General features: G+C 36.9%; 27 protein-coding genes. 19 read left to right on the top strand and 8 right to left on the bottom strand.

Features of this window, described 5'->3' with window-relative positions; all coding sequences use genetic code 11:
* Positions 1-14: 14 nt before the first annotated feature.
* Complete coding sequence (locus SFC32_RS00485; protein WP_411049517.1) at positions 15-425, top strand: NUDIX hydrolase; 411 nt, start codon at positions 15-17, stop codon at positions 423-425.
* A gap of 45 nt (positions 426-470) precedes the next feature.
* On the opposite strand, the gene SFC32_RS00480 is transcribed toward SFC32_RS00485, so the two are convergent.
* A complete protein-coding gene (locus SFC32_RS00480; protein WP_411049518.1) occupies positions 471-1,286 on the bottom strand; it encodes a DUF6287 domain-containing protein in 816 nt (271 codons plus the stop codon).
* Positions 1,287-1,470: 184 nt separating this feature from the next.
* Here SFC32_RS00480 and SFC32_RS00475 point away from each other — a divergent pair, with 184 nt between their 5' ends.
* Genes SFC32_RS00475 through SFC32_RS00460 form a run of 4 tightly spaced genes read left to right on the top strand, consistent with a single transcriptional unit; the run spans position 1,471 to position 4,605 of the window.
* The gene (locus SFC32_RS00475; protein ID WP_039696515.1) at positions 1,471-2,268 is read left to right on the top strand and encodes a Cof-type HAD-IIB family hydrolase; all 798 of its coding nucleotides are present in this window, start codon (positions 1,471-1,473) and stop codon (positions 2,266-2,268) included.
* Complete coding sequence (locus SFC32_RS00470) at positions 2,268-3,089, top strand: Cof-type HAD-IIB family hydrolase (RefSeq protein ID WP_411049519.1); 822 nt, start codon at positions 2,268-2,270, stop codon at positions 3,087-3,089. The genes SFC32_RS00475 and SFC32_RS00470 overlap by 1 nt, the downstream gene beginning before the upstream one ends.
* Before the next feature lie 39 nt (positions 3,090-3,128).
* Positions 3,129-4,430: a signal recognition particle-docking protein FtsY gene (ftsY, locus tag SFC32_RS00465; protein ID WP_411049520.1), complete on the top strand. Its 1,302-nt coding sequence runs from the start codon at positions 3,129-3,131 to the stop codon at positions 4,428-4,430.
* A 4-nt stretch (positions 4,431-4,434) separates the two neighbouring features.
* Positions 4,435-4,605, top strand: coding sequence for a cytochrome O ubiquinol oxidase (locus tag SFC32_RS00460; protein ID WP_411049521.1), 171 nt, complete (start codon positions 4,435-4,437; stop codon positions 4,603-4,605).
* A 41-nt stretch (positions 4,606-4,646) separates the two neighbouring features.
* On the opposite strand, the gene SFC32_RS00455 is transcribed toward SFC32_RS00460, so the two are convergent.
* From SFC32_RS00455 to SFC32_RS00445, 3 genes are read right to left on the bottom strand one after another with little or no spacing between them, the layout of a single operon-like run.
* Positions 4,647-5,459, bottom strand: a complete 813-nt coding sequence (locus SFC32_RS00455; RefSeq protein WP_074564140.1) for a TIGR03943 family putative permease subunit — start codon at positions 5,457-5,459, stop codon at positions 4,647-4,649.
* Positions 5,456-6,361, bottom strand: a complete 906-nt coding sequence (locus SFC32_RS00450) for a permease (protein WP_411049522.1) — start codon at positions 6,359-6,361, stop codon at positions 5,456-5,458. The genes SFC32_RS00455 and SFC32_RS00450 overlap by 4 nt, the downstream gene beginning before the upstream one ends.
* A 5-nt stretch (positions 6,362-6,366) precedes the next feature.
* Positions 6,367-6,501, bottom strand: a complete 135-nt coding sequence (locus tag SFC32_RS00445) for an SPJ_0845 family protein (RefSeq protein ID WP_006532749.1) — start codon at positions 6,499-6,501, stop codon at positions 6,367-6,369.
* Between the two features lie 188 nt (positions 6,502-6,689).
* Between SFC32_RS00445 and SFC32_RS00440 the strand changes: the two genes are divergently transcribed.
* The 7 genes from SFC32_RS00440 to SFC32_RS00410 all read left to right on the top strand — a co-directional run bounded on the left by SFC32_RS00440 (position 6,690) and on the right by SFC32_RS00410 (position 12,592).
* Positions 6,690-8,822: a Tex family protein gene (locus SFC32_RS00440; RefSeq protein ID WP_411049523.1), complete on the top strand. Its 2,133-nt coding sequence runs from the start codon at positions 6,690-6,692 to the stop codon at positions 8,820-8,822.
* Positions 8,809-9,285, top strand: a complete 477-nt coding sequence (locus tag SFC32_RS00435; RefSeq protein WP_411049524.1) for a SprT family protein — start codon at positions 8,809-8,811, stop codon at positions 9,283-9,285. Before SFC32_RS00440 ends, SFC32_RS00435 begins: the two co-directional genes overlap by 14 nt.
* A 63-nt stretch (positions 9,286-9,348) precedes the next feature.
* Positions 9,349-9,627: a PspC domain-containing protein gene (locus SFC32_RS00430; protein WP_074481443.1), complete on the top strand. Its 279-nt coding sequence runs from the start codon at positions 9,349-9,351 to the stop codon at positions 9,625-9,627.
* A 323-nt stretch (positions 9,628-9,950) separates the two neighbouring features.
* Positions 9,951-10,883: an HPr(Ser) kinase/phosphatase gene (gene hprK / locus SFC32_RS00425; RefSeq protein WP_020917207.1), complete on the top strand. Its 933-nt coding sequence runs from the start codon at positions 9,951-9,953 to the stop codon at positions 10,881-10,883.
* On the top strand, positions 10,880-11,662 hold the full coding sequence (gene lgt, locus SFC32_RS00420) for a prolipoprotein diacylglyceryl transferase (RefSeq protein WP_411049525.1): 783 nt from the start codon (positions 10,880-10,882) through the stop codon (positions 11,660-11,662). Before hprK ends, lgt begins: the two co-directional genes overlap by 4 nt.
* 23 nt (positions 11,663-11,685) lie before the next feature.
* The gene (locus tag SFC32_RS00415; RefSeq protein WP_014335086.1) at positions 11,686-12,105 is read left to right on the top strand and encodes a DUF948 domain-containing protein; all 420 of its coding nucleotides are present in this window, start codon (positions 11,686-11,688) and stop codon (positions 12,103-12,105) included.
* Complete coding sequence (locus tag SFC32_RS00410) at positions 12,098-12,592, top strand: YtxH domain-containing protein (protein ID WP_074481447.1); 495 nt, start codon at positions 12,098-12,100, stop codon at positions 12,590-12,592. Before SFC32_RS00415 ends, SFC32_RS00410 begins: the two co-directional genes overlap by 8 nt.
* 67 nt (positions 12,593-12,659) lie before the next feature.
* Here the strand turns inward: SFC32_RS00410 and SFC32_RS00405 are convergent, their stop codons facing one another.
* Entirely contained in the window at positions 12,660-12,950 is a 291-nt protein-coding gene (locus tag SFC32_RS00405; RefSeq protein WP_014335084.1) for a DUF3270 domain-containing protein, read from the bottom strand.
* 273 nt (positions 12,951-13,223) lie between these two features.
* Between SFC32_RS00405 and SFC32_RS00400 the strand changes: the two genes are divergently transcribed.
* On the top strand, positions 13,224-14,150 hold the full coding sequence (locus SFC32_RS00400; protein ID WP_411049526.1) for a peptidase U32 family protein: 927 nt from the start codon (positions 13,224-13,226) through the stop codon (positions 14,148-14,150).
* A gap of 135 nt (positions 14,151-14,285) precedes the next feature.
* Positions 14,286-15,575, top strand: a complete 1,290-nt coding sequence (locus tag SFC32_RS00395) for a peptidase U32 family protein (protein WP_074481449.1) — start codon at positions 14,286-14,288, stop codon at positions 15,573-15,575.
* A 56-nt stretch (positions 15,576-15,631) separates the two neighbouring features.
* On the opposite strand, the gene SFC32_RS00390 is transcribed toward SFC32_RS00395, so the two are convergent.
* Complete coding sequence (locus tag SFC32_RS00390; RefSeq protein WP_074481797.1) at positions 15,632-15,961, bottom strand: hypothetical protein; 330 nt, start codon at positions 15,959-15,961, stop codon at positions 15,632-15,634.
* 111 nt (positions 15,962-16,072) lie between these two features.
* On the opposite strand from SFC32_RS00390, the gene SFC32_RS00385 reads away from it, so the two are divergent.
* Both SFC32_RS00385 and SFC32_RS00380 read left to right on the top strand, forming a co-directional pair.
* A complete protein-coding gene (locus SFC32_RS00385; protein ID WP_014335080.1) occupies positions 16,073-16,285 on the top strand; it encodes a YdbC family protein in 213 nt (70 codons plus the stop codon).
* Positions 16,286-16,413: 128 nt separating this feature from the next.
* Complete coding sequence (locus SFC32_RS00380; RefSeq protein ID WP_411049527.1) at positions 16,414-17,166, top strand: HAD family hydrolase; 753 nt, start codon at positions 16,414-16,416, stop codon at positions 17,164-17,166.
* A 63-nt stretch (positions 17,167-17,229) separates the two neighbouring features.
* Here SFC32_RS00380 and SFC32_RS00375 read toward each other — a convergent pair whose 3' ends face one another.
* Positions 17,230-18,423, bottom strand: a complete 1,194-nt coding sequence (locus SFC32_RS00375) for an MFS transporter (RefSeq protein ID WP_411049531.1) — start codon at positions 18,421-18,423, stop codon at positions 17,230-17,232.
* Between the two features lie 120 nt (positions 18,424-18,543).
* Positions 18,544-19,083 carry a TetR/AcrR family transcriptional regulator gene (locus SFC32_RS00370; protein ID WP_411049528.1) on the bottom strand — a complete coding sequence of 180 codons (540 nt, stop codon included), beginning with the start codon at positions 19,081-19,083 and terminating at the stop codon, positions 18,544-18,546.
* A gap of 157 nt (positions 19,084-19,240) precedes the next feature.
* Here SFC32_RS00370 and SFC32_RS00365 point away from each other — a divergent pair, with 157 nt between their 5' ends.
* The 3 genes from SFC32_RS00365 to SFC32_RS00355 all read left to right on the top strand — a co-directional run bounded on the left by SFC32_RS00365 (position 19,241) and on the right by SFC32_RS00355 (position 24,030).
* Positions 19,241-21,010 carry an MFS transporter gene (locus SFC32_RS00365; protein WP_411049529.1) on the top strand — a complete coding sequence of 590 codons (1,770 nt, stop codon included), beginning with the start codon at positions 19,241-19,243 and terminating at the stop codon, positions 21,008-21,010.
* Between the two features lie 437 nt (positions 21,011-21,447).
* Positions 21,448-22,311 carry a DNA adenine methylase gene (locus SFC32_RS00360; RefSeq protein WP_411050223.1) on the top strand — a complete coding sequence of 288 codons (864 nt, stop codon included), beginning with the start codon at positions 21,448-21,450 and terminating at the stop codon, positions 22,309-22,311.
* 3 nt (positions 22,312-22,314) lie between these two features.
* Positions 22,315-24,030 (top strand): AlwI family type II restriction endonuclease, encoded by a 1,716-nt coding sequence (locus tag SFC32_RS00355; RefSeq protein ID WP_411049596.1) that lies wholly within the window; start codon positions 22,315-22,317, stop codon positions 24,028-24,030.
* The last annotated feature ends 199 nt before the right edge of the window (positions 24,031-24,229 follow it).

The raw sequence follows: 24,229 nt of genomic DNA, 5'->3' as shown, positions 1-24,229 counted from the left end.
ATTAAAGGGGAAAAATGGTAAATAAACTAATTGCACATAGTTTAATAAAGCATCACGAAAAATACTTAGTGATAAAACGTGTTGCCACAAGCTATGGTAGAAATAATGTTTATCCGTTTTATTGGGATATTCCTGGTGGAAGTGTAGAGAGTGAGGAATTGCCGAAAGCTGCTGCTGTCAGAGAGTGTCTTGAAGAAGTAGGACTTCAGATCACAATAGATGATATTATTCATGAAGATAGTAATTTAGATAATGGTATTGTATACACTAGATTAGTTTATGATGCTCATCTTCCTAAGAATAAGGAAATAATTGTTACATTGAATCCCGAAGAACATACTGACTATCGTTGGATAAGTGATTTGAATGATTTGGATGGAGAAAAAATTGTTCCATATCTCGTAGATATTCTGAAAAAAGAATAGTAATTCAGATTTTAAAAGCCTAGCAATAGCTGGGCTTTTTGTTTGTTATTCATCAGTTTTTACATCATTTTGAGTATTTTCTTGAGTGTCAGAAGCTTGCTCATCTGTTGTAGTTTCGCCATTTTGCAAGTCTTGTTTGGTGTCTTCTTCTGACGTTTCTGCTGACTCAGATTCGGTTTGTGAGACTTTGCTGTAGTTGTTAGAAACTTTATAGAAAACGCTGTTTACGAATTGTTGCGTTGATTCGTAGTCGAAACGGCTGAGTTGTGTGGCAAAAAGACGATCACGCCCATAGTCTGATGGGTCAGAGTCAGTGATACTAAAATGCCAATCAGGAATTTGATTACCTGCAGCATAGTAGTACAAGATGAAACCACCGCCTCTTTGAGAAGAGACTTGAGAAATAGCTTCGCCTTTATCATCGTAAGCGAGAGCAGACAAAGTCAATCTACCATTTTCTGAGACAATGCCCTCTGGAGAAAATTCGAAAGTAAAGCCGTTGGCGTCTTGCCATGTTCCAGCAAGACTTGAAAAATCACCTTGAGCTAGCGCAGCAAAATCCAATTGACTAGCTTCTTTGCTAACTTGTCTAGAATCAACGATAGTTTTCCCGCCTTTGACTAAATTGTTCGTAATCTTTTTTTCATTTGGCAGTTGAAATAAATCATGGCGCTTGTCAACTTCTTTTTTCTTAGCAGAAGATGAAGTGCTTTTGCCCGTAGTGCTTCGGTGAAGGTGGTGACTGGCTGTTACACTTGTATGCTTGTGTTGCGAATGCTGATTGAGAGCCAAAGCCCCTCCACACACAGTCAGTACCAATAAGCCAGAAATCCAGAAAGCGCGATTTGTTTTTTTCATCATTGTTTACCCCTTTAAATATTCTTCTAAATAATCTATTCGAAAAAAATTTTTAAAACCTAGCTTTTTTTCAAAAAAAATTTAAAAAAAATTTTGCTAGCGATAAGTCGAAAAGAATAGATTATTAGCAGGAAAAAGTTGGCGTTTTTTGCTAGAATAGAATTATGTAATATTGAGGGAGAGAAAAATGGTAAAACTTGTTGCGACAGATATGGATGGCACTTTCTTGACTAGTAAAGGCTTTTATGACAATCAACGCCTCCATAATGTCCTCGAAAAATTTGAAAAAAACGATATGTTATTTGTGGCAGCTAGTGGGCGCTCAATGCTTGCTTTGGAAAAAATGTTTGCGCCACATGCTGATAAAATGGCTTTTATTGCTGAAAATGGAACACTTGTTAAAGTCGGTGAAAAGACAGTTTTTGAATCTGGTTTAACGAAACCACAATTTTTAGAGATAACTGATACCTTAATTGAAAGCCCTTATATGACAGGTTATGATTTCTTGTTATCTGGTGAAAATGGAGCATACTTGCATCCTAAAGCCAGTGATGAATACCTTGAATTTATCAGTCATTACTATGAAAATGTGCAACGTGTTGACAATCTAGCAAATGTTACTGACAATATCTTGAAAGTGACAGCTAACTTTGCAGAAGATACGGTTCGAAAAGGTGAGGCTTGGTTTAACCAACGTATTGACTACGTTAAGGCAGTAACAACAGGCTTTAAATCAATTGACATCATTCTTTCTGATGTCAACAAAAGAACAGGTCTTGAGGCACTTTGTGATTCTTATGGCTTATCAGCTGCGGAAGTTGTTGCATTTGGAGATAACCTCAATGACTATGAAATGCTTGAATTTGCTGGAAGAGCAGTCGCAACCCAAAATGCTCGTCAAGAAATCAAAGAGATTTCTAGCGAAATTATCGGACATTGTGATGAAGAGTCGGTGATGGCTTATATGGAAGGATTAGTTGATTAATGGCAGATATTAAATTGCTTGCCTTGGACCTAGATGGCACACTCTTTAACAGCCAAAAAGTTGTCACACGAGAAAATAAATTGGCTCTCAGAGCCGCGCGTGATATGGGCGTTAAAGTGGTTATCACGACAGGACGACCACTAAAAGCTATTAGTGGTTTGCTTGAAGAATTAGACTTGATTTCTGATGAGGATTATCTGATTACCTTTAATGGTGGCTTGGTTCAAAAGACGACAGGTGAGATTTTAGCTAAGAGCGAGCTCAGCCGTTCTCAGCTTCAGCTTTTGTACCGTCATCTAGAGCCCTTAGCTCTACCATTTGATGTGCTTAGTGATGGCATTGTTTATAGTTTAGCCTGTCATGGCAATGAGTCACACTACCCGCAAGCAAATCCAACCCTTGAATTTGTAACGGTTGATAGCTTTGCTGACATTCCTGAAAATGTGATTTACAACAAGGTGGTTAGTGTCACAAAACCAGAATTTTTGGATCAACAACTCTTAAAATTGCCAAAAGAACTACATCAACATTTTGAAATTTTTAAATCACGTGATATCATAGTAGAAATGATGCCTAAAGGAGTTCATAAAGCTGCTGGTTTGAATCAACTAGTTAAACACCTAGGCTTATCATCAGAAAATGTCATGGCTATGGGTGATGAAGAAAACGACCTTTCCATGCTAAAATGGGCTGGGTTAGGTGTTGCTATGGCAAATGGTGTTGCAATCGCAAAAGAAACAGCAGATGTTGTGACAAGTCGTACCAATGATGAGTCTGGCGTCGCAGAAGCTGTTAAAAAATACATTTTAGAAGCTAAGTAGAAAGGATAAGAGGACAGTATGTTCTCTTGGTAGCTTAATATGGGATTATTTGATCGTTTATTTGGAAAGAAAAAGGATACAAAAGAGCAGATTGAAGGACAAGAAACTGCTCAGGCACTTGAAGAAACTTCTGCTGATGAGAGTAAAGAAGTAGCAGAACCAGCTGCCGTTCAAGCTCAAGCAGAAGACGTGATTGAAAGTGAAGTAACTCCAGTTTCTGAAGAAGCTAGCCAGCTAGAAGAAACTAAGGAAGCAGCTGAAGCTGATTTTTCAGGAGTTATGGCAGATTATTATGCTAAAAAAGAAGCTGCCAAAGAAGCTTTAGACCGTGGTGAAACAGTTGAATTTGAAGCTGTTGAAACAAAACAAGAAGACATAAAAGAAGAGTCAGTAGAGCCAGTTAATGCACCTGTTGAGACTGAAGAAGAAAAATACAATCGTAGTCTTAAAAAGACACGCACAGGATTTAGCGCACGCTTGAATGCCTTTCTAGCAAACTTCCGTCGTGTGGATGAGGACTTCTTTGAAGAATTAGAAGAAATGCTTATCTTGTCTGATGTCGGTGTTAATGTGGCTACACAATTGACAGAAGACTTGCGTTATGAAGCTAAGCTTGAAAACGCTAAGAAAGCTGATGATTTGAAACGTGTCATCATTGAAAAATTGGTTGAAATCTATGAAAAAGATGGTGTCTTTAACGAACAAATCAATTTCCAAGATGGTTTGACTGTCATGCTCTTTGTCGGAGTCAACGGAGTTGGTAAAACAACATCAATCGGTAAGCTTGCTTATAAATACAAAAATGAAGGCAAGAAAGTCATGCTTGTTGCGGCTGATACTTTCCGTGCTGGTGCCGTTGCTCAGCTTGCGGAATGGGGACGACGTGTTGATGTCCCAGTTGTGACGGGACCAGAAAAAGCAGACCCAGCTTCAGTGGTCTTTGATGGTATGGAAAGAGCTGTCGCTGAAAATGTTGACGTTCTGTTGATTGATACTGCAGGTCGTTTGCAAAACAAAGATAATTTGATGGCAGAGCTTGAAAAAATTGGTCGAATCATTAAGCGCGTGGTACCAGATGCTCCGCACGAAACCCTTCTTGCCCTTGATGCTTCGACAGGTCAAAATGCTCTTAGCCAAGCAAAAGAATTCTCAAAAATCACACCATTAACAGGACTCATCTTGACTAAAATCGATGGAACTGCCAAAGGTGGTGTTGTTCTAGCTATCCGCCAAGAACTTGATATCCCAGTTAAATTCATTGGATTTGGTGAAAAGATTGATGATATTGGCGAATTTGACTCTGAAGACTTCATCCGTGGTCTACTAGAAGGGATTATTTAAAGCTATGCTTAACTTTGTTAAATCTCATCTATCAACAATTCTCTTGAGCTCATCGACACTTGTCTTAACGCTGATTTATCTAGCTGAAGCTAAGTGGCAAATCATGGCGGTTTGGGGAATCTTAACCCTGTTTAACATTATTAGACTAGCTGTTTCTTACAAGAAAAATAACTAAAAAATACCCACCAGTTTATTAGTCTGGTGGGATTTTATTATCTAAAAGACGCGATAAACGTAAGGATTATCAGGGGCATCTGTTTCTTTAATCTTAGAAATGTGTAGGACTGGTAAGTTTTGTTCCAAAGTCTTATCGTACTCAAGACTAATGGTACCAGTTGCTGTAATCCATGTGTTGTTTGGATAGCTAGTAGCATTGCCAGTCGTTAAAAGCCCATAGACACCTGAATCGGCAATACAGTGAATGATACCAAAACGGAAAAGAAATTGATAACCATCGTGACCTGGTTCATTATAGACAAAACCAGTATAAGTGATATTACGTCCAGAAAATTCATCAGGATAAAGGTAGATGAGCTCCATGATTTCCATGTAATTATCCGTTGTAATGGTCAAATCACCAGAACCTTTGTATTTTTTCATTTCTTTTCGCATTTCCTTATCATAAGCAGCAGAAGTGAAATAAAGACTGGTATCTGGTTTTAGGTATTGGACACGTGTGCCATCTTCGCTGACTGTTCCAGTTGACCCTGCTGCAAGTGGGAAGTGGTAACCCTTGGCAGAAACCGTTGTAGAATCCAAGGTTACTGTTGGAACTAAAAGTCCGATAAGTACTGGAATGACCAGAATCATTGGACTGGTGATTTTCGCTAATTTTCCATGTAAATGGCTGTGCATTTTCAAATCTTTAACCCAGATAACTAATTGTACGATAGCTAGAACAAATGACAGCACCATGGAAATGTATGCTAGATAAGCGTAGTGGTTATTGATGTACTGATTTAATTTTCCTGAAATTTGTAAGTACATGGTTAATTCAAAATAACCAGCAAGAATTAAAAATCGAATCATCCAATCACCCCCACAAGTAGACAGTAAAGGATAATCATCCCAGCAGAAACGCTAATGAATTGTATGATAAAACGTTTCTTAAAGGAATTGAGCATCATCATGAGATTTTTGATATCCACCATTGGACCAATCAAAAGAAAGGCAAGGACTGGTGCAGTCCCAAAACTTGAGAGAAGTGAAGCACCTATAAAGGCGTCGGCTTCACTACAAAGTGACAAGATGAAGGCTAACAGCATCATCACTAGAATGGCTGTTAAGGTATTTCCACCGATTTTGGTTAGGATATGGGTTGGCAAATAAATCTGCATAGCCGAAGCTACCAAAGACCCAAAGACCAGATAACGCCCAGTGTCGAATAATTCATCGATAGCATGTGCTAAAACGAGGAAAATCTTGCGATACCAAGGTTCACCAGAGTAATTGTGAAAATGACAAGGCGCCATATCTTCTTTTAAGATATTGTCATCGACCACAAAGCCAAGCATAATTCCAAGCGTGATAGCAACAACAACAGCACCAAGAAGTCGCAACCACAAGAAGCGCCAGCTATTTCCAAAGGCTGAGTATGTTGCAAAAAGCACGATAGGGTTGATAATCGGTGCTGTGGCTAGAAAGGGAACAGCAGTGTAGCTAGGAACTTTTTTCTCTAGAAAGCGCGTGATGATAGGAATAATCCCACATTCACAGGAAGGGAAAATAAAACCAACGAATGTTCCAAAGAGAATTCGTAGGAATTTGTTTTTAGGGAGGTAATGTTGCACCAAATCAGGTGTCACGTAAACCTCGATAAAACCAGATAAAATCGTTCCAAGCAAAACAAAAGGCAAGGCCTCAATGATAATTGAGATAAAAATCGCAAACCATTGTAAGACACTTGCTGGTAAGTGATTAAAAATGTCCATAAAACTTAATGAGTCGCTTTCTTATCGTTTTTATCCTTACTTTCCTTTTCTTTTTCAGGGTCACTAGAGACTTTTGGAAAACTTGCAAAGTTTGCAAACATTGATTCTAAATCGTCCTGACGTTTGTGAGTGATTGCCATAAGATGGACACCTCTTTTCTAAATATAGTCACCAGTTATTATACTATCATTTGAAAAAATCAGCAAAAGCTAAGCGGATATTTATAAGAGAGGATTTGATAAAATTCGGTAAAAGTTCAGTTAAAAATCATCAAAAGAATCAGTAAAAATCCCAGCTTTAAGAGTTTTTTTGATATAATAGAAAGGCTATGAAAAATGAAAATATACATAAAATTGCTCAAGAATTAACAATTAAAGAGAACCAAATTGCCAAAGTTCTCGAGTTGACAAGTGAAGGAAATACCATTCCTTTCATCGCTCGTTATCGTAAAGAAATGACTGGTAATTTGGATGAAGTTCAAATTAAGGCTATCATTGATTTGGATAAAAGCATGACAGCTTTAGCTGAACGCAAAGCAACGGTATTAAGTAAAATTGAAGAACAAGGAAAATTAACAGCTGAGCTCAAAAAAGCAATTGAGGCAGCTGAAAAATTGGCTGACGTTGAAGAACTTTACCTTCCTTACAAAGAAAAACGTCGTACTAAAGCAACTATTGCCAGAGAAGCAGGGCTATTTCCTCTAGCACGCCTGATTTTACAAAATAAAGCTTCGCTTGAAAAAGAAGCTCAAGCTTTTATTTGTGATGGGTTTGAAACAGCTGATAAAGCTATCGCAGGAGCTTGTGAAATCTTGATTGAATCTTTTTCAGAAGACAATCGCCTTCGCTCATGGGTTTACAATGAAATCTGGTCATATAGTTCTGTTGTTTCGAGCGTTAAAGATGAAACTGCTGATGATAAAAAAACGTTCCAAATCTATTATGATTTCTCAGAAAAAGTTTCTAAAATGCAAGGCTACCGCATTTTAGCTCTTAATCGTGGTGAAAAATTAGGCATTTTAAAAGTTGGTTTTGACCACAATACTGACAAGATGATTCGTTTCATGGCGTCACGTTTTAAAAACAGAAATGCTTACATCGACGATGTCATCTCAAAAACCATCAAGAAAAAAATCGTTCCAGCTATGGAACGCCGTATTCACAGTGAATTGACAGAAAGTGCTGAAGATGGGGCTATCGAGCTTTTCTCAGAAAATCTTCGCAACCTTCTTTTGGTATCACCGCTAAAAGGGAAAATGGTTCTTGGTTTTGACCCTGCCTTTCGTACAGGAGCCAAGCTAGCCGTGGTTGACCAAACAGGTAAACTCATGACAACACAAGTGATTTACCCAGTTGCACCTGCTAGCCAAGCCAAAATCGAACAGTCTAAAAAAGATTTAGCTGAGCTCATTTCTAGCTATGGCATTGAAATTATCGCTATCGGAAATGGAACAGCCAGCCGTGAAAGTGAAGCATTCGTAGCGCAAGTCTTGAAAGATTTTCCAGACGTTTCTTATGTTATTGTCAATGAAAGCGGAGCTTCTGTCTACTCTGCTTCTGAGCTTGCTCGTCATGAGTTCCCAGACTTGACGGTTGAAAAACGTTCTGCCATTTCTATTGCTCGTCGTCTTCAAGACCCTTTGGCAGAATTGGTTAAAATCGATCCAAAATCAATTGGTGTCGGCCAATACCAGCACGATGTAAGTCAGAAAAAATTGGCTGAAAACCTAGATTTCGTTGTTGATACCGTGGTTAACCAAGTCGGGGTGAATATTAACACAGCAAGTCCAGCACTCTTGTCACATGTATCAGGACTAAATAAAACCATTTCAGAAAATATCGTTAAATACCGTGATGAACACGGTCGTATCAGTTCGCGTGAAGAGATTAAGAAAGTGCCACGTCTGGGAGCTAAAGCCTTTGAACAAGCTGCTGGTTTCTTGCGCATTCCTGGTGCCAAAAATATTCTTGATAACACAGGTGTTCACCCTGAGTCATACAAGGCTGTTGAACGCTTGCTGAAAGAACTTGATATCACTGATTTTGATGATTCTGCTAAGGCAAAACTTCAAGCAGTGTCTGTAAAAGATATGGCTGAAACAATCAGCCTTGGTCAAGAAACGCTGAAAGATATTATTGCTGATCTCTTAAAACCAGGTCGTGATTTGCGTGATGATTTTGAAGCACCAGTCCTTCGCCAAGATGTGCTTGATATTTCTGACCTTGAAATCGGACAAAAATTAGAAGGCACTGTTCGAAATGTGGTCGATTTTGGTGCCTTTGTTGATATCGGTCTTCACGATGATGGCTTGATTCACATTTCACAAATGAGCAAATCTTTTGTCAAACATCCTAGCCAAGTGGTTTCTGTTGGTGATGTGGTCACAGTGTGGGTTTCAAAAATCGATAAAGAGCGTGGCAAAATTAACCTTTCTTTGGTAGATTTACGTGAACTTAACTAATTACGTCAAAGAAGTTTCACAAGAAGATTTTGGAAAAGCCTTCCGACATACAGCTATCTGGAACACTCGTCTCAGAACAACTGGCGGCCGATTTTTCCCAGCTGATGGGCATCTAGATTTTAATCCAAAAATCCTTGAGGTGTTTGGACTGGAGACCTTTCGAAAGATTGTTCGTCATGAGCTTTGCCATTATCATCTTTATTTTGAAGGAAAAGGTTACAAACACGCTGACGCAGATTTTAAAGAATTACTTCAAAAGGTTGATGGCCTTCGCTACGCACCGACTATGCCAAGTGAGACGGCTTATCATTGCTATCGTTGTCAAAAGTGCGGGCAAGAGTATCGTAGAAAACGCCGTGTCAATACCAAAAAATACCGCTGTGGTCGTTGTCACGGAAAATTAATCAAAGTAGAAGAGACAAGTTTTTTTGAAAAAAATCCTGCTTCTAAAAATCAGTCGTAAGGCTGATTTTATTTTAGAAGGGATTAGGTATAATAGTTATAGTAAAAGAAGGAAGGGATAAAGATGAAATCAGCTCTTTATAAACAGCGAAAAAATAAACTGGTTTGTGGTGTTTGTGCCGGAATTGCTGATAAGTTTGGCTGGGATTTACCGCTAACACGTGTCCTAGCAGCATTGCTAATGTACTTTTATGGTTTTGGCATTGTGCTTTACATCCTCTTAGCAATTTTTCTTCCTTACAAAGAAGATATTACACGTGATCAATATGGTACTGGTCCGCGTAGAAGAAAGGATGCTGAAGTTGTCGATGATGACGATGACAATGACGGCTGGTTCTGGTAATCACTGACAGATTGAGTTTTTAATGTTGCAGTCAAAAAGACTAGATAAGTATAACAGGAACTTATTGCAGTCTTAAGAAACAAGAAAAGGTTTGGGAAAAGTCTCAAGCCTTTTTACGTGTACTTGGAAAAGCTAATAATTAATTTTCAAAAGCTTGCGTGAGCGCTTACTTTTTAGGCTGATTGTGATATAATAATGAAAAAAGAGGAAAAGGATTGAACAGAATTGTTACTTTAGTGAAAATGGACTTGTTATAAGAAAAGCCTATTTTTATCGTTTTCAATTCATTTTACATTTTTTGTAAAAAGTTCATGGTATGAGACATGTCAGTTACTGTAAAAATGTTAGTCGACAAGGTAAAACTTGATGTTATCTACGGTGATGATGACTTATTATCAAAAGAGATTACAACGTCAGATATTTCACGTCCAGGGCTTGAAATGACTGGCTATTTTGATTATTATTCACCAGAGCGTTTGCAGCTTTTAGGGATGAAAGAATGGTCATATCTAACGAAAATGACCTCACACAATCGTCGTCATGTCCTAAGAGAAATGATTAAGCCAGAAACACCAGCCATTATCGTGGCGCGTAATTTGGCTATTCCAGAGGAAATGATTAGCGCTGCTAAGGAAAAAGGCATTGCGATTTTGCAAAGTCACGTTCCAACTAGTCGTTTGTCTGGTGAAATGTCATGGTATCTTGATTCTTGCTTGGCAGAGCGCACAAGTGTTCATGGTGTTTTGATGGATATCTATGGCATGGGTGTCTTGATTCAAGGAGATTCTGGTATTGGTAAAAGTGAAACAGGTCTTGAGTTGGTTAAACGTGGTCACCGTCTTGTGGCTGATGACCGTGTGGATGTTTTTGCTAAAGATGAAGAAACCCTTTGGGGTGAACCAGCTGAGATTCTTCGTCATTTGCTAGAAATTCGCGGAGTTGGGATTATCGACGTTATGAGCCTATACGGTGCAAGTGCTGTTAAGGATTCATCACAAGTTCAATTGGCCATTTACCTTGAAAATTATGAGTCAGGAAAAGTCTTTGACCGTCTTGGAAATGGTAATGAAGAACTTGAGTTGTCAGGAGTCAAAATTCCACGTCTACGTATCCCAGTTCAAACTGGTCGAAACATGTCAGTTGTCATTGAGGCAGCTGCCATGAATTATCGTGCCAAACAAATGGGATTTGATGCGACGAAGACTTTTGAAGAACGCTTGACCCAACTCATTACAAAGAATGAGGGGAACCAATGATTAATCCAATCGCGATTCAATTTGGTCCCTTTGCCATTCGCTGGTATGCGCTTTTCATTGTTTCAGGTATGCTTCTAGCAGTTTATTTAGCTATGAAGGAAGCACCACGACGTAAGATTATTCCAGATGATATTTTAGATTTTATTTTAATTGCTTTTCCAATAGCGATTATCGGGGCTCGTCTTTATTATGTGATATTTGATTTTGACTATTACGCTAGTCAGCCTTGGACTGAGATTTTTGCGGTATGGCATGGTGGTCTAGCCATCTATGGTGGCTTGTTGACGGGAGCCATTGTTCTCTTTGTCTTTTCATATTATCGTGCCATTAATCCACTTGATTTCTTGGATATTGCAGCTCCTGGTGTGATGATTGCGCAAGCAATTGGGCGCTGGGGAAACTTTATCAATCAAGAAGCTTATGGTAAAGCCGTTAAGAGTCTTAACTACTTACCAGATTTCATTAAAAATCAAATGTATATCGATGGTAGTTACCGCGTTCCGACCTTTTTATACGAGTCAATGTGGAACTTGCTTGGGTTTATCATTATCATGAGTGTGAGACACCGTCCACGTTTTCTAAAACAAGGAGAAGTGACGTTCTTTTATTTGATTTGGTATGGTTGCGGACGCTTTGTGATTGAAGGCATGCGAACAGATAGTTTGATGTTCTTAGGTATGCGAGTGTCACAATGGTTGTCAGCCGTATTAATTCTTCTTGGAATTGTCTTGATCGTTTGGAGAAGAAACCAAAAAGATATTCCTTATTATCAGGAATAAGTGCTTAGGAGATAGGAGATAAGATGTTAGAAGTAGCTTTGTTAATTTTTGCCATCGCTTTTGCAGTTATGGTTGGCGTTTTTATACCAATTGGTGTTAAACTATATAAAACAGTTGATGTTGTTAATGAGACTATTGAGGAGTCAAAAGAAACGATTAAGGTGTTGACAAGTGATGTGAATGTATCCCTTCACCAAGCCAATGAAATCCTCGCTAAAGCTAACGTTTTAGTAGAAGATGTCAATGGCAAAGTATCAACGATTGATCCTTTGTTTGTCGCAGTAGCAGACCTTTCAGAATCAGTTTCTGATTTGAATGCGCAAGCGCGTCGTCTCTCTCAAAAAGCCACTCAAGCGACATCAAATGTTGGTAAAGCTAGTGCAGCTTATGCTGTCGGTAAAGTTGCCTCAAAACTATTAAAAAAGGAGAAAGAGCATGAGTAAATTATTGAGAAATGTGATTATTGGTGTTGCCTCAGGTGCAGCCGCAGCTTATTTCCTATCTACTGAAAAAGGTAAAGAATTACAGAAAAAAGCAAGTAAAGCATATCAAGCTTACAAAGAAAATCCTTCTGAATACCATCAAAAAGCTAAAGATAAGGCAACAGAATACACTGACTTAGCAGTAGACACTTTTAACGATTACAAAGAAAAATTTGAATCAGGCGAACTAACAACTGATGAATTTCTTGAAATCGTTAAAGAAAAGGGTCAAGCAGCTGCTGACTATGCGACTGAAAAAGTATCAGAATTAACATCAAAAGTATCTGATGTCGTTGACGATGTTGCTGATAAAGCAGAAGATGTCAAAGAAGATGTGGAAGCTGAAGTTGATGATATTATCATTGATTACACAGCAAAAGAAGATGAAACACCTTCTGAAGAACCAAAAGCTGAAGCTGAAAAATCAGAAGAAGATACTAAAGCATAATAAAAAGGCGGTCCAAAGGGCCGCTTTTTTCGTATTAAAAAACTCCCAGCAATGGGAGTTTTGTTTATCAATGTCTTAATGACCAAATAATGCTTGAAACAGCTGACGTAATGGCTAGGCTGATAAGAGAGGCAAACAAGAAAGCCCAGATTGGCGCCAGATTCAAGACAAGTAAAAAGAAAGATACCACAACAGTGGAAATAGCAAATAAAGCGATACGGGCAAAGAACATGAGTTCCTTGAGCTTAGCGCTTCTGTGATTAATTTCCTGAAATTCGTAAAATTTAGGGGTATCATCTACCTGAAGATGTTGTTCTTGTTCTTCAAGGTCTTTATGTTGCTTTAACGGTGTTGGCATAATCCCTCTCCTCTATTTCAACTGATATCATACCATAAATTAATATATTTGTCACCTTTTTTTAAAAAAAGCTCTTGACTCTTTGTCAAAAATATGTTTAAAATAGTTGTTCCTCTTTTTTGTTTCAAAATGAGGATTTCTTTTTGAGTCTCTCCTCTCATAAAGTTTTGCTCATTCTGAAGCTAGATAAAAATACTTTAGAAAGCTATAACAAAAGGATTCTGAGGAGATCTGAGTGACGAATTGTTATAGGAGTGGTATAATTAAAACGTTATGGAAAAAATAATTATTACTGCGACAGCTGAATCTATCGAGCAGGTCAAAGAGCTCTTAGATGCAGGTGTTGACCGCATTTATGTGGGTGAAGAAAATTATGGTTTGCGTTTGCCGCACAATTTCACGTATGATGAACTTCGTGAGATTGCTGATATGGTTCATGCCGCTGGTAAAGAATTGAGTGTTGCATGTAATGCATTGCTCCACCAAGACATGATCAATGCCGTTCGACCATACCTTGATTTCTTGAAAGAAATTAAAGCTGATTACGTGGTAGCTTGTGATGCTGGACTTTTCCACATCAACAAACACGAAGGCTACAACTTCAAGATGATTTACGATGCTTCAGTTTTCGTGACATCAAGTCGTCAAGTAAACTTCTGGGGTGACCACGGAGCAAGTGAAACAGTTCTTGCGCGTGAAATCCCATCAGCAGAGTTGTTCCAAATGTCTGAAAATCTTCGCTACCCAGCTGAAGTACTTGTTTACGGAGCAACTGTTATTCATCATTCAAAACGTCCGTTGTTGCAAAATTACTATAATTTTACACACATCGATGATGAAAAAACACGTGAACGTGGTCTTTTCCTTGCTGAACCAAGTAACAAAGACTCACACTATTCAATTTACGAAGACAAACACGGTACACACATCTTCGATACTGATGACCTTGATATGATGCCAAAAATAACTGAGTTGGTTGAACATAACTTTACACACTGGAAATTAGATGGTATTTATTGCCCAGGTCATGATTTTGTTGAAATCGCAAAAATCTTTGTGAAAACAAAAGAATTGATGGAAGCTGGAGAATTTACATCAGATCAAGCCTTCTTGTTTGATGAAGAAATCCGTAAATTGCATCCAAAAGGTCGTACACTTGGAACTGGATTCTACGAATTTGATCCAGAAGAAGTCAAATAAGGCTCACGCAAATAGCTGTTTATCATGATTGAGTTACTATTTCAGGGCATGATAAGCAGGATTACACAGTTAAATGGATAAAGCTTAGCGTTTATCAAAAATCATTTTTACTATCTTGAAAATAGGAAGATTATAATGTCAAAAAATAATTTTAAACGTCCAGAGGTTTTAGCACCTGCTGGAACTCTTGAAAAATTAAAAGTCGCTGTAGATTACGGAGCAGATGCAGTCTTCGTAGGTGGTCAACAATACGGTCTTCGTAGCCGTGCTGGTAACTTCTCTATGGAAGAATTGCAAGAAGGGATTAACTATGCCCATGCTCGCGGTGCTCGTGTGCACGTCGCAGCTAACATGGTTACTCACGAAGGAAACGAAGTCGGTGCAGGAGAGTGGTTCCGTCAACTTCGTGATATGGGATTAGATGCAGTTATCGTATCAGACCCAGCCATGATTACCATTTGTTTAACAGAAGCACCAGGTTTAGAAGTCCATGTGTCTACACAAGCTTCTACAACTAACTATGAAGCATTCGCTTTCTGGGAAGAAGTTGGTGTATCACGTGTTGTTTTGGCGCGTGAAGTTGGGGTTGCTGAAATTGCAGAAATCCGCAAACACACATCACTTGAAATTGAAGCCTTCGTTCACGGGGCAATGTGTATCGGTTATTCAGGACGTTGTGTCCTTTCAAACCACATGAGTCACCGTGATGCTAACCGCGGTGGATGCTCACAATCTTGCCGTTGGAAATATGACCTTTACGATATGCCATTTGGTCAGGAACGTAAAAGTCTTGAAGGTGAAATTCCAGAACCATTCTCAATGTCATCAGTTGACATGTGCATGATTGAACACTTGCCTGATTTGATTGACAATGGTGTAGATAGCTTCAAGATTGAAGGTCGTATGAAATCAATTCACTACGTGTCAACAGTTACAAACTGCTACCGCGCAGCTGTTGATGCTTACCTAGAAAGCCCAGCAAAATTCGAAGCCATCAAAGGCGAATTGCTTGATGAGCTTTGGAAAGTTGCTCAACGTGAATTGGCAACTGGTTTCTACTACAAAACACCAACAGAAAACGAGCAACTCTTTGGCGCTCGTCGTAAAATACCACAATATAAATTTGTCGGAGAAGTTGTTGCCTTTGATGAAAGCACAATGACAGCAACAATCCGTCAACGTAACGTTATCCTCGAAGGAGATAAGGTCGAATTTTACGGTCCAGGTCTTCGTCACTTTGAAACAACTATCAAAGACTTGCACGATGCTGATGGAAACAAAATCGACCGCGCTCCAAATCCAATGGAATTACTAACAATCACTGTCCCACAAGCGGTTCAACCTGGCGACATGATTCGTGCTTGTAAAGAAGGGCTCGTTAACCTTTACAAAAACGATGGTTCCAGCAAAACTGTTCGCGCATAATTAATGCAGTAATAATAAAAAAATGAACGACTGATAAACATTTGTGTTTAGGTCGTTCATTTTTTGTTGAGATTTTGCAACTGAGATTTTCTAACTGTCGGTGGCACTAAGCTTAGACGCTTGATGTCATCAATAGGAATAATGGTTGAAATGTTTTTTTGAAAGTTCTTCAAAATGAGCTTGCCGTTTTTAGCATCGTATTTGACCAAATCTCCTGTAAAACTATCGTCCTCATAAATGGCATGAAGGGCAAGATGCTTGTTTTGGGCTTCCTTGATGATGGTAATGATTTTATTAGCTTTTAAATTAATCTCACTTGTCTGTGGCGCTCGAAAGTCAATGTAAGCTTGCGCTTGTTTTTTAAATTGCTTAATAATATTTTTCATAGTCATTTATCCTAAAAATTGATAAAATGATTATACACCTTTTAAGAAAAAAAATAAATAATCAAAAGTTTAGAAATTATTTACGAATATATTAAGTAGGAGGAGATAAATATGTCAGAATTTAAATTTGAAATCGTTGAACACTTGCTTACTCTATCAGAAAGCGATAAAGGATGGACAAAAGAATTGAACCGTGTCAGCTTTAACGGTGCTGAACCAAAATTTGACATTCGTTCATGGAGCCCAGACCACAGCAAGATGGGCAAAGGTGTGACACTTACAAACGATGAATTCAAAATCATTTTGGATGCTTTTCGTTCATGATAAAAAAGTCAGCTAATCATTTTTCAAAATGGTTGGCTGTTTTTTTGTGATTAAGGCTGGTCAAATACCACTTTTTCCTCTATAATAGCCCTTGTAAACGTAATCATAAGATTTTTAGGTGAGGACAAATGGCAAATTTGCAGTATAAAAACTATATTTTTGATTTTTACGGTACCTTGGTTGATATTGAGACTGATGAGAAAAATCCCCAATTATGGGCGCAAATGGCAGAACTTTATCGTTCTTATGGAGCTGATTATACTGGACCAGCTCTAAAGACACATTATGATGCTTTGATTAAACGCCAAGAAGAGCAGTTGCGTAAGCGACTAAAACTAGAATATGTCGAAGTTGATTTGGTTCATGTCTTTATCGAACTCATGTTAGAAGCGCCGCAAAAACATGCGACAGATAGTATCATTCTTGATTTGGAAACTTGGGGGAATCTCATTGCTCAGACCTTTAGAATGCTGTCACGCAAAAAATTGCAAGCTTACGAAAATACGCTAGCCACTTTGAAAACATTAAAAGAAGCAGGAGCTACGGTCATTTTACTTTCAAATGCTCAGCGTGCATTTACCCAAGCAGAGATTGAAATGACAGGATGCAGAGAATTTTTGGATAAGATTTACATCTCGTCTGACCACAAAATGAAAAAACCGCAAGTTGACTTTATGAACCTTGTCCTAAAAGAAAATCAGCTTGATCCAAAAGAAAGTGTCATGGTCGGCAATGACTTCACCAGCGACATGGCAATCGCACAAGCAGCAGGCATGGATGGCATTTTGCTAAACACCTTCCCATACAGCCAAGAAGACATTCAAAACCTTAACACCATGAATGCCAAAGTGATTAATGATATCAGTGAGTTGGTGGGGTGAGAGAATGAAAAAGAGTTTGGAAATTTTCCAAGCTCTTTTTATGTTATAAAGATTAGTAACGTTTCAAATGCTATAATTTCTTAACTTATTGTTTGAATAATAAAGTAAAGCGACTAAAAGCAAAGCTCCTGCAAATAGCAAAACAAAAATGCGCCATGATAAGAAAACAGCAATAAATCCAAAGAACAGAGAACCAATGGCAAGTGTTGGAATAGTTATTGTATAAAAAGCACTAAATACTTTTCCAAGGTGCTCATTCGGAATCTCAGTCTGTAAAATTGGCTTTTGAGCAACATGTGTCACTCCTAAAAATAGGCATGACATAAACCAAATTAGCAAGATGACGAAACGATTTTGTGCCAATGCAGTGGATCCAATTCCGATTCCAAAAATAACAGTTGCTAGCCAAAAAGCTTTACCGTAACTTAGTTTTTGTAGTAAAAAATTTGCCACAAAGGTTGTTCCGAACAAAGTTCCCACAGCACAAGCAGATACTAAAAGACCGTAAAAGGCAGAGTTACCAACTTCTTTAGCAATTAGGAGTTGATAAACGTTGAAACCACCAAAGAGAAAGTTAAGTATAGCCCCTCCAAGCGTAATTGAAAATACGACTTTATTTTTCAAAATAAAACGAAGTCCACTAAGAAAGTCTGTTTCTTCAACACTTTTTTCAATTTTTTCTTTAAATCTTATCTTTCTAAACAAAATGATTGATCCCAAGAAAGTAAATACATCAATAAAAAGTAAAGGAATATAACTGATAACAGAAAGTAAGAATCCACTAATAGCAGTGAAGACGTATTCTGTTCCGTTGTAAGCTATAGACATATACATCTCTGCTTTTGCTAAATCTTTTGAAGCGACAATCTTTGGAACCAGCGCATCTTGAACAGTGTAAGTATTTAGCCCGACAGTTGAGGCGATGAAAACACAAGTAAAAATAATGACTAAACTAAGATTAGCATTTATGCCTTTTAGGCACATTCCCATAATGATACCTAGTACAGCTAATAGTTGTGCCCACTCTAATAGTATTAATAGAAATTTTTTAGGGTGAGAGTCAATCTTTTTTCCAAAAACAAAAGAAAAGGTATTGGGAATAAAAATCAAAAAATTCAATAGCCCAACATACCAAGCACTATTTGTCATTTCTAAGACATACCATGACAGAACAATAGTGTAAATTGAATCACCACAATTGCTAATTAATCGTCCCAGAAATACATGACTAAAGTCTTTATATTTTTTTAATATCATAAATCGTCCTTTCGCTGCCATAATTATAGCTTATTTCAATATTTTGTCAATATAAAAAATATTTCGATAATTTTTACTGAGTTAAATTAAAAAAATCCCCAGAGAAATATGGGGGTTCTCTCACAAAAACAATTCTTCCAATTTGACGATAATATTGCTGATTTCTTCTGGGCTTTTTTTAAAGTCACTTTCAATCCATGCGGAAATGATTCGCTCAAAAGAGGCGCAGAAGGCTTCAATAATCAAATCATCAGTTATTTTACTTTTTTGTTTGATTTTATTTTTGAGATTAACATTTGTTGTGACCAATCGTTCTAGTAGTACACGAACGGTTTTTGAAAATTTTACATGAGGCGCTTGTGAGATGACTTTGAAGTGTTTGGCATCATCTTTAATACACTTTAGACTTTCGAGGATTTTATCTGGTTTATCAAGATTTCCTTTGGATAAAATATTCCAGAATCTTTCGGAGGTTTCGTCACTGATGGTTGTTGCTAGGTCATCTTTATCAAGAAAATGCTGGTAAAAAGTTCCGCGGCTAACACCAGCTTTTTTGGCAATGTCAGCGACTGTGATTTCTGAATAAGTTTTGTCAAAAAGCAATTCAATAAGGGCGTTTTTTAGGCTTTCAACGCTGCTTGTTTTTCGATTAATCGTCATATTTTTCCCTTAATTAAACACATTATTAAAATCTGTCATGGTTTTTGGTTTGTTAATATTGTATTATTTTTTCGTAAAATGTTAAAGCGTTGACTTATCGTATTAGGTTTTTTGAAGCATAATGGGGTATGAGTTTTTATGAAGAAAGGATAGGAATATGTCAAAGACAAGAAAAGTATTTGGGTTCGTCGGATTAGTTCTTGCCATGTTTATGGGAGCTTTGGATGCTACTATCGTTAATATTGCCTTACCAGACATTATGAAGCATCTCAATTCTAGTTTGACAGATACGAGCTGGGTTTCAACGATTTATGTTTTGGCAATGGCTGCTTTTATTATTACAGCTTCTAAGCTCGCTGATTTGTATGGTCGTAGATTAGTTATGCTGATTGGTGTTGCTATATTTGGAGTCTTTTCATTTGCTTGCATGATGGCAAATTCGCTAAATTTTTTAATTGCTTTCCGATTTTTCCAAGGAATCGGTGGGGCAATTTTGACACCGATTGTTTTACCAATGGGGATTGCACTTTTTGGAAAAGCAAACACAAGTAAGGTAACAGCAGTTATAGGTGCATTCAGCGCTTTGGCTGCAGCAAGTGGTCCGGTCATCGGTGGCTTTATCATTAATTGGGCAAGCTACAACTGGATTTTTGGAATTAATATTCCAATTGCTTTGATTTCTTTTGTGCTTATTCTAGTTGGCAATGAGGAATCTTATGATTTTAGTATTGCTAAAGAAATTGACTGGCTTGGTATGGTATTTTTGACTTGTGCCTTAGGAGGTTTGACATTTGGTCTTCTAGAAGGAAGAGAATATGGTTGGACGTCAACTATCATTTTATCAAGCTTTGCTATTAGTTTAGTTGGCTTAATCTTGTTAATTTTTGTAGAAGGAAAAGTAAAATCACCGATTATTGAATTATCACTGTTTAAAGAAAAGACCTTTACAGCCTCAAGCATCATTTACATGATTTTTGGCTTTGCGATTATTGTTCCGTCTTTGATTTTGAATTACTTTCTTCAAAATGTTCGTGGCTATAGTGCTCTTCATTCAGCTTATCTTATCGTGCCAACCTCTTTAGCGATTGCTGTGGGAATGCCTCTAGCAACCAAAATGTACCAAAAACTTTCTGCGAAACTTCTTATTGGTATTGGGATGTTTATCACAGCAGCTGGACTTTTTATGCTAAGCTTAGTTCAATTTGAAACTTCAGAAGCTATTATCATTTGTTGTAATGTGATTATTGGTCTTGGTTTAGGATTTATGGCGATGTCTATGACTGCTTCTGTAAGATACCTTCCTGTTATTAAAGCAGGTATTGGTTCAGGGATTATCAATGCTGCTCGCTACATCGGTCAAGCAGTTAGTATGGCATTGCTTGTGACTATTTTGAATGCTAATATTAACACGGCTAAGGATAATATCAGGCATGATGCTTATGTTCAAATTGATAAGCATCAGTTATCAAATTCAGTGAAAATAGTTGCTAAAAAAGAAATCAAAGAAGTATTTGAATCTACAAGCAAGACCACTGATTCTTCTAAAAAACAAAATCAAATGCTGACGAAGGTCAAAGCTGCGGCTAAAAAGACTGATAATCTTCCTCTCCCTAAGAAAGGCAGTGATTATCGAAAACTCTATGATGCCAATAGTCAATTAGTCGTAGGCTCAGAAAAAGTCGTAGCCAATCTTCCAAAACAAATCAGCTCAGCCTTAACACCTTTAAGCCAAGGGCAAGCGCAACTAGGACAAGGAATCCAACTCCTAGCCCAAAAAGAAGAACTAACCGATACCTTCCAAAAAATTAAAGACTCAAAAAACAAAAATCTTAGCCAAGCCTTTAACCAAGTCTTTATTATCGGTTCTTTGATTGTCCTAATCACAAGCCCACTCGCTTACTTCACTGATAAAAAAGAAAAGGAGTGATGGAGAAAATTTGAGTATAGGAAAACCACCTGCTAAAAAGTAGGTGGTTTTTGATGTAAAAAATCTAATTTTTAGATAATTAGAGTATTGAAAAAGGTGATCAGAAGTATTAGAATGGTTAGCAGATGTCATTATAAAAATTTATGAGGTAAGTGTGTTAACTCTTGTTGCTAAAGTTGATGACTATGAAAAATATAGATACAAAAGATAAACATAAAGAAATAACCATTTTTGAGCTTGATTCTGCTTGGAAAATTAAAAATAATAATATTGATGAGGATTGGCGCAGATTAGTCTAAAAAATGACCTTATCAAGTTTCTGAAAAACAGTTATTTTTTCGGAAAAATGTAAATTAGTGGGTAATCTTAATCCAATTGCCGAATAGCAAGTATAATAGTATAATTACATTAAACAATAGTTTAGGAGTAATATTTTTTTGAAACCAATACTAAAATACAGAGGCGGGAAATCAAAAGAACTACCATCGTTCGTAGACTTTATCCCTGAATTTGATACCTATTATGAACCTTTTTTGGGTGGTGGAGCAACGTATTTCCACTTAGAACCTGAAAAGGCTTTTATAAGTGATATAAATGAACGATTGATAAATTTTTATACGGAAATAAGTAGCAAAAAATTCGAAAAAATTAAGCAAGAGCTTTTTGAGCTTCAATCGCAATATGAAAATAATAGGAGGATATTTAATTATAGGAAGTCGCTCTCTCCCACAGAAAGAGTAGAGGATCCTAATGATGAGCTTTACTATAAAATTAGAGATATGTTCAATGGGAAAATTCCATCAGATTACGAAAAGGCAAGTTTATATTTTTTCATAAATAAGACGGCCTACTCTGGGATGATTAGATATAATTCGTTAGGAGAATTTAATGTTCCTTATGGTCGTTATGCTAATTTTAATACAAACTTATTAACTAAAGACCATCATAAGCTGTTAAGACAAGCCACTATTTTCAATGGTTCTTACGAAACAGCTTTTAACTTGGCCACCGAGAATGACTTCATCTTCTTAGACCCCCCCTATGACACTGTTTTTTCAGAATATGGGAATGAAACATTCACAGGAGATTTTGGAGAAACTGAACACATTAAACTTGCTGAGAATTTTAAAAATCTATCCAGTCCTAGTTTAATGATTATAGGAGAGACTCCACTAATATCAGAGTTGTACTCAGGTTTTATAAAAGGAAAATATCAAAAAAACTATATGGTAAATATAAGGAATCGTTTTAAATCAAAAGCTAATCATTTGATTATAACGAATTACAATGTGAAGAGGTAAATCATGGCACGATTTGGAGAAAGATTTTTATTAGGGTTCACTAGTCCGAGAACACCAAAGTTAATTAGTGAGTACATCAAGGTAATTGAAAAAAATAATTTGGAGAATTTACCATATAATACTGCTTTTCAAGAAAAGTTTTATACGGTACTTTCTGAAGCTAAGGTGGCAGGGGAAGAAGCTGGAACTGCAAGAGATAAAGCACTTGCTGGGAGAGATAAATTAACTAGAATGCCACAAGCATTAGGCTTTTTTATTACACAGAGAGATAAGAAATTTCAAGTAACGGATGCTGGAAAACTATTAAAAGACGAAGACTTATTTGAAGATGTTCTACTTCATCAAATTTTAAAATTTCAACTTCCCTCGCCACTTCATAAAGAGAGTGCGTCTAATGCAGGAAGATTCAGAATTAAGCCGTTCCTAGAACTTATCAGACTGATAGATGAATTAGAATACTTATCATATAAGGAATTAATGATTTTCGGAATGACTTTAACAGACTATCGTAATTTTGAGTCGGTTGTTGAAAGAGTAAGAAAATATAGAAAACAAAGAGAAATAATCAAAAAGCAAAAGAAATCTTTAAGAATGTTTGATTATGAAACACAATTAAATGTTTTTAAAGAACTATATAACGACATTATCCAATTGGGTGACTTTAGGACAAGAGAAACTGAAACGAAAACCGCAGAAGAATATATGAAAAAGAAGTTGAGGAATTGGGGAGACTATACAGATTCTATTTTTCGTATCTTAAGAGCAACAGGTGTTGTAGTATTCAGTAAAGGAAGAACACTTACAATAAGTTCTGAACGAATTGATGAAATCAAATATATTCTAAAAAAAGTAGATAGAGAAATTGTTTCTACTAATATGGATAGAAATGACTTTGATTCGTATATTTCTAATCCTCATGAGCCTATATTGTTAAACGATAATAAAGATAGTTTAATAAAAACTTTAGAGAGTATCGGTAGCTTTGGTAATAACAAAGAGGATATCTATGTTCTTAAGCATAGACTCAATCAGCAACGAATCTTTAGAAAACAAAAAAAAGTAGACGACGAGACACTAAGATTAAAAGCGCGTTCTGAGGAAGATATTAAAGACATATTACAGACCTTTGAAGCTATTAGTCAAAAAGAAATTGAGCCTGCAAGTATGAGACCTACTTTCTTTGAATGGAATATCTGGCGAGCGATGACTATGATTAACCATGGAAAAGTGAAGGGGAATTTTACTGTTGACGATTCAGGAATGCCTATTTCTACAGCAGGTGGTGGGAAAAGTGACATAATTGGCGATTATGGAAAGTTTAATATCGGTATCGAGGTTACTCTTTCTACAGGTCAAAAACAATTTGAAATGGAAGGAGAGCCTGTAAGTAGGCATATTGGGGAAATGCAGGTGGAAAAACCAACGTTTGGTATTTTTATAGCAGATTCTTTAAATGAAACAGTTATAAATCATTTTTACACTTTATCTCATCAGAAATCAAAAATATACAATGGTACAGTTGATATCATCCCGATGGATACTAAAACATTTATTGAATTTTTCAAACAGGCAACTTGTAAGAATATCGAACCAGAAGAGTTGTACTCAATTCACGAGCATTCAATATTAGTTTCAAAACAAATGTTGATAGAAGATAAGACAGAAGAAGATTGGCACAATTCTGTCATCCAAAAAGTCTTTGAAATCGTGGGTCAATGAAAAAATATTGCGCAATATACTTTACGAAAACACATCCTTGTATATGTATGCAACCCAAAAGTTGCCTGAGTTATTTTAAATTACTTGAGATTTAATCAAATTATAGTCAAAAATAAAAAGCCTTCATAGGCTAGTGCTAAAGTTTTTCCAAAAATATACAATATTCCCTGATAAAACCAGGTTTTACGAAAAGAACCGA

Origin of the sequence: Streptococcus sp. TATVAM-FAB8, assembly GCF_046592795.1 — a bacterium.
Lineage (GTDB): Bacteria > Bacillota > Bacilli > Lactobacillales > Streptococcaceae > Streptococcus > Streptococcus ruminicola.
This window is presented reverse-complemented; position numbering and strand designations above follow the sequence as displayed.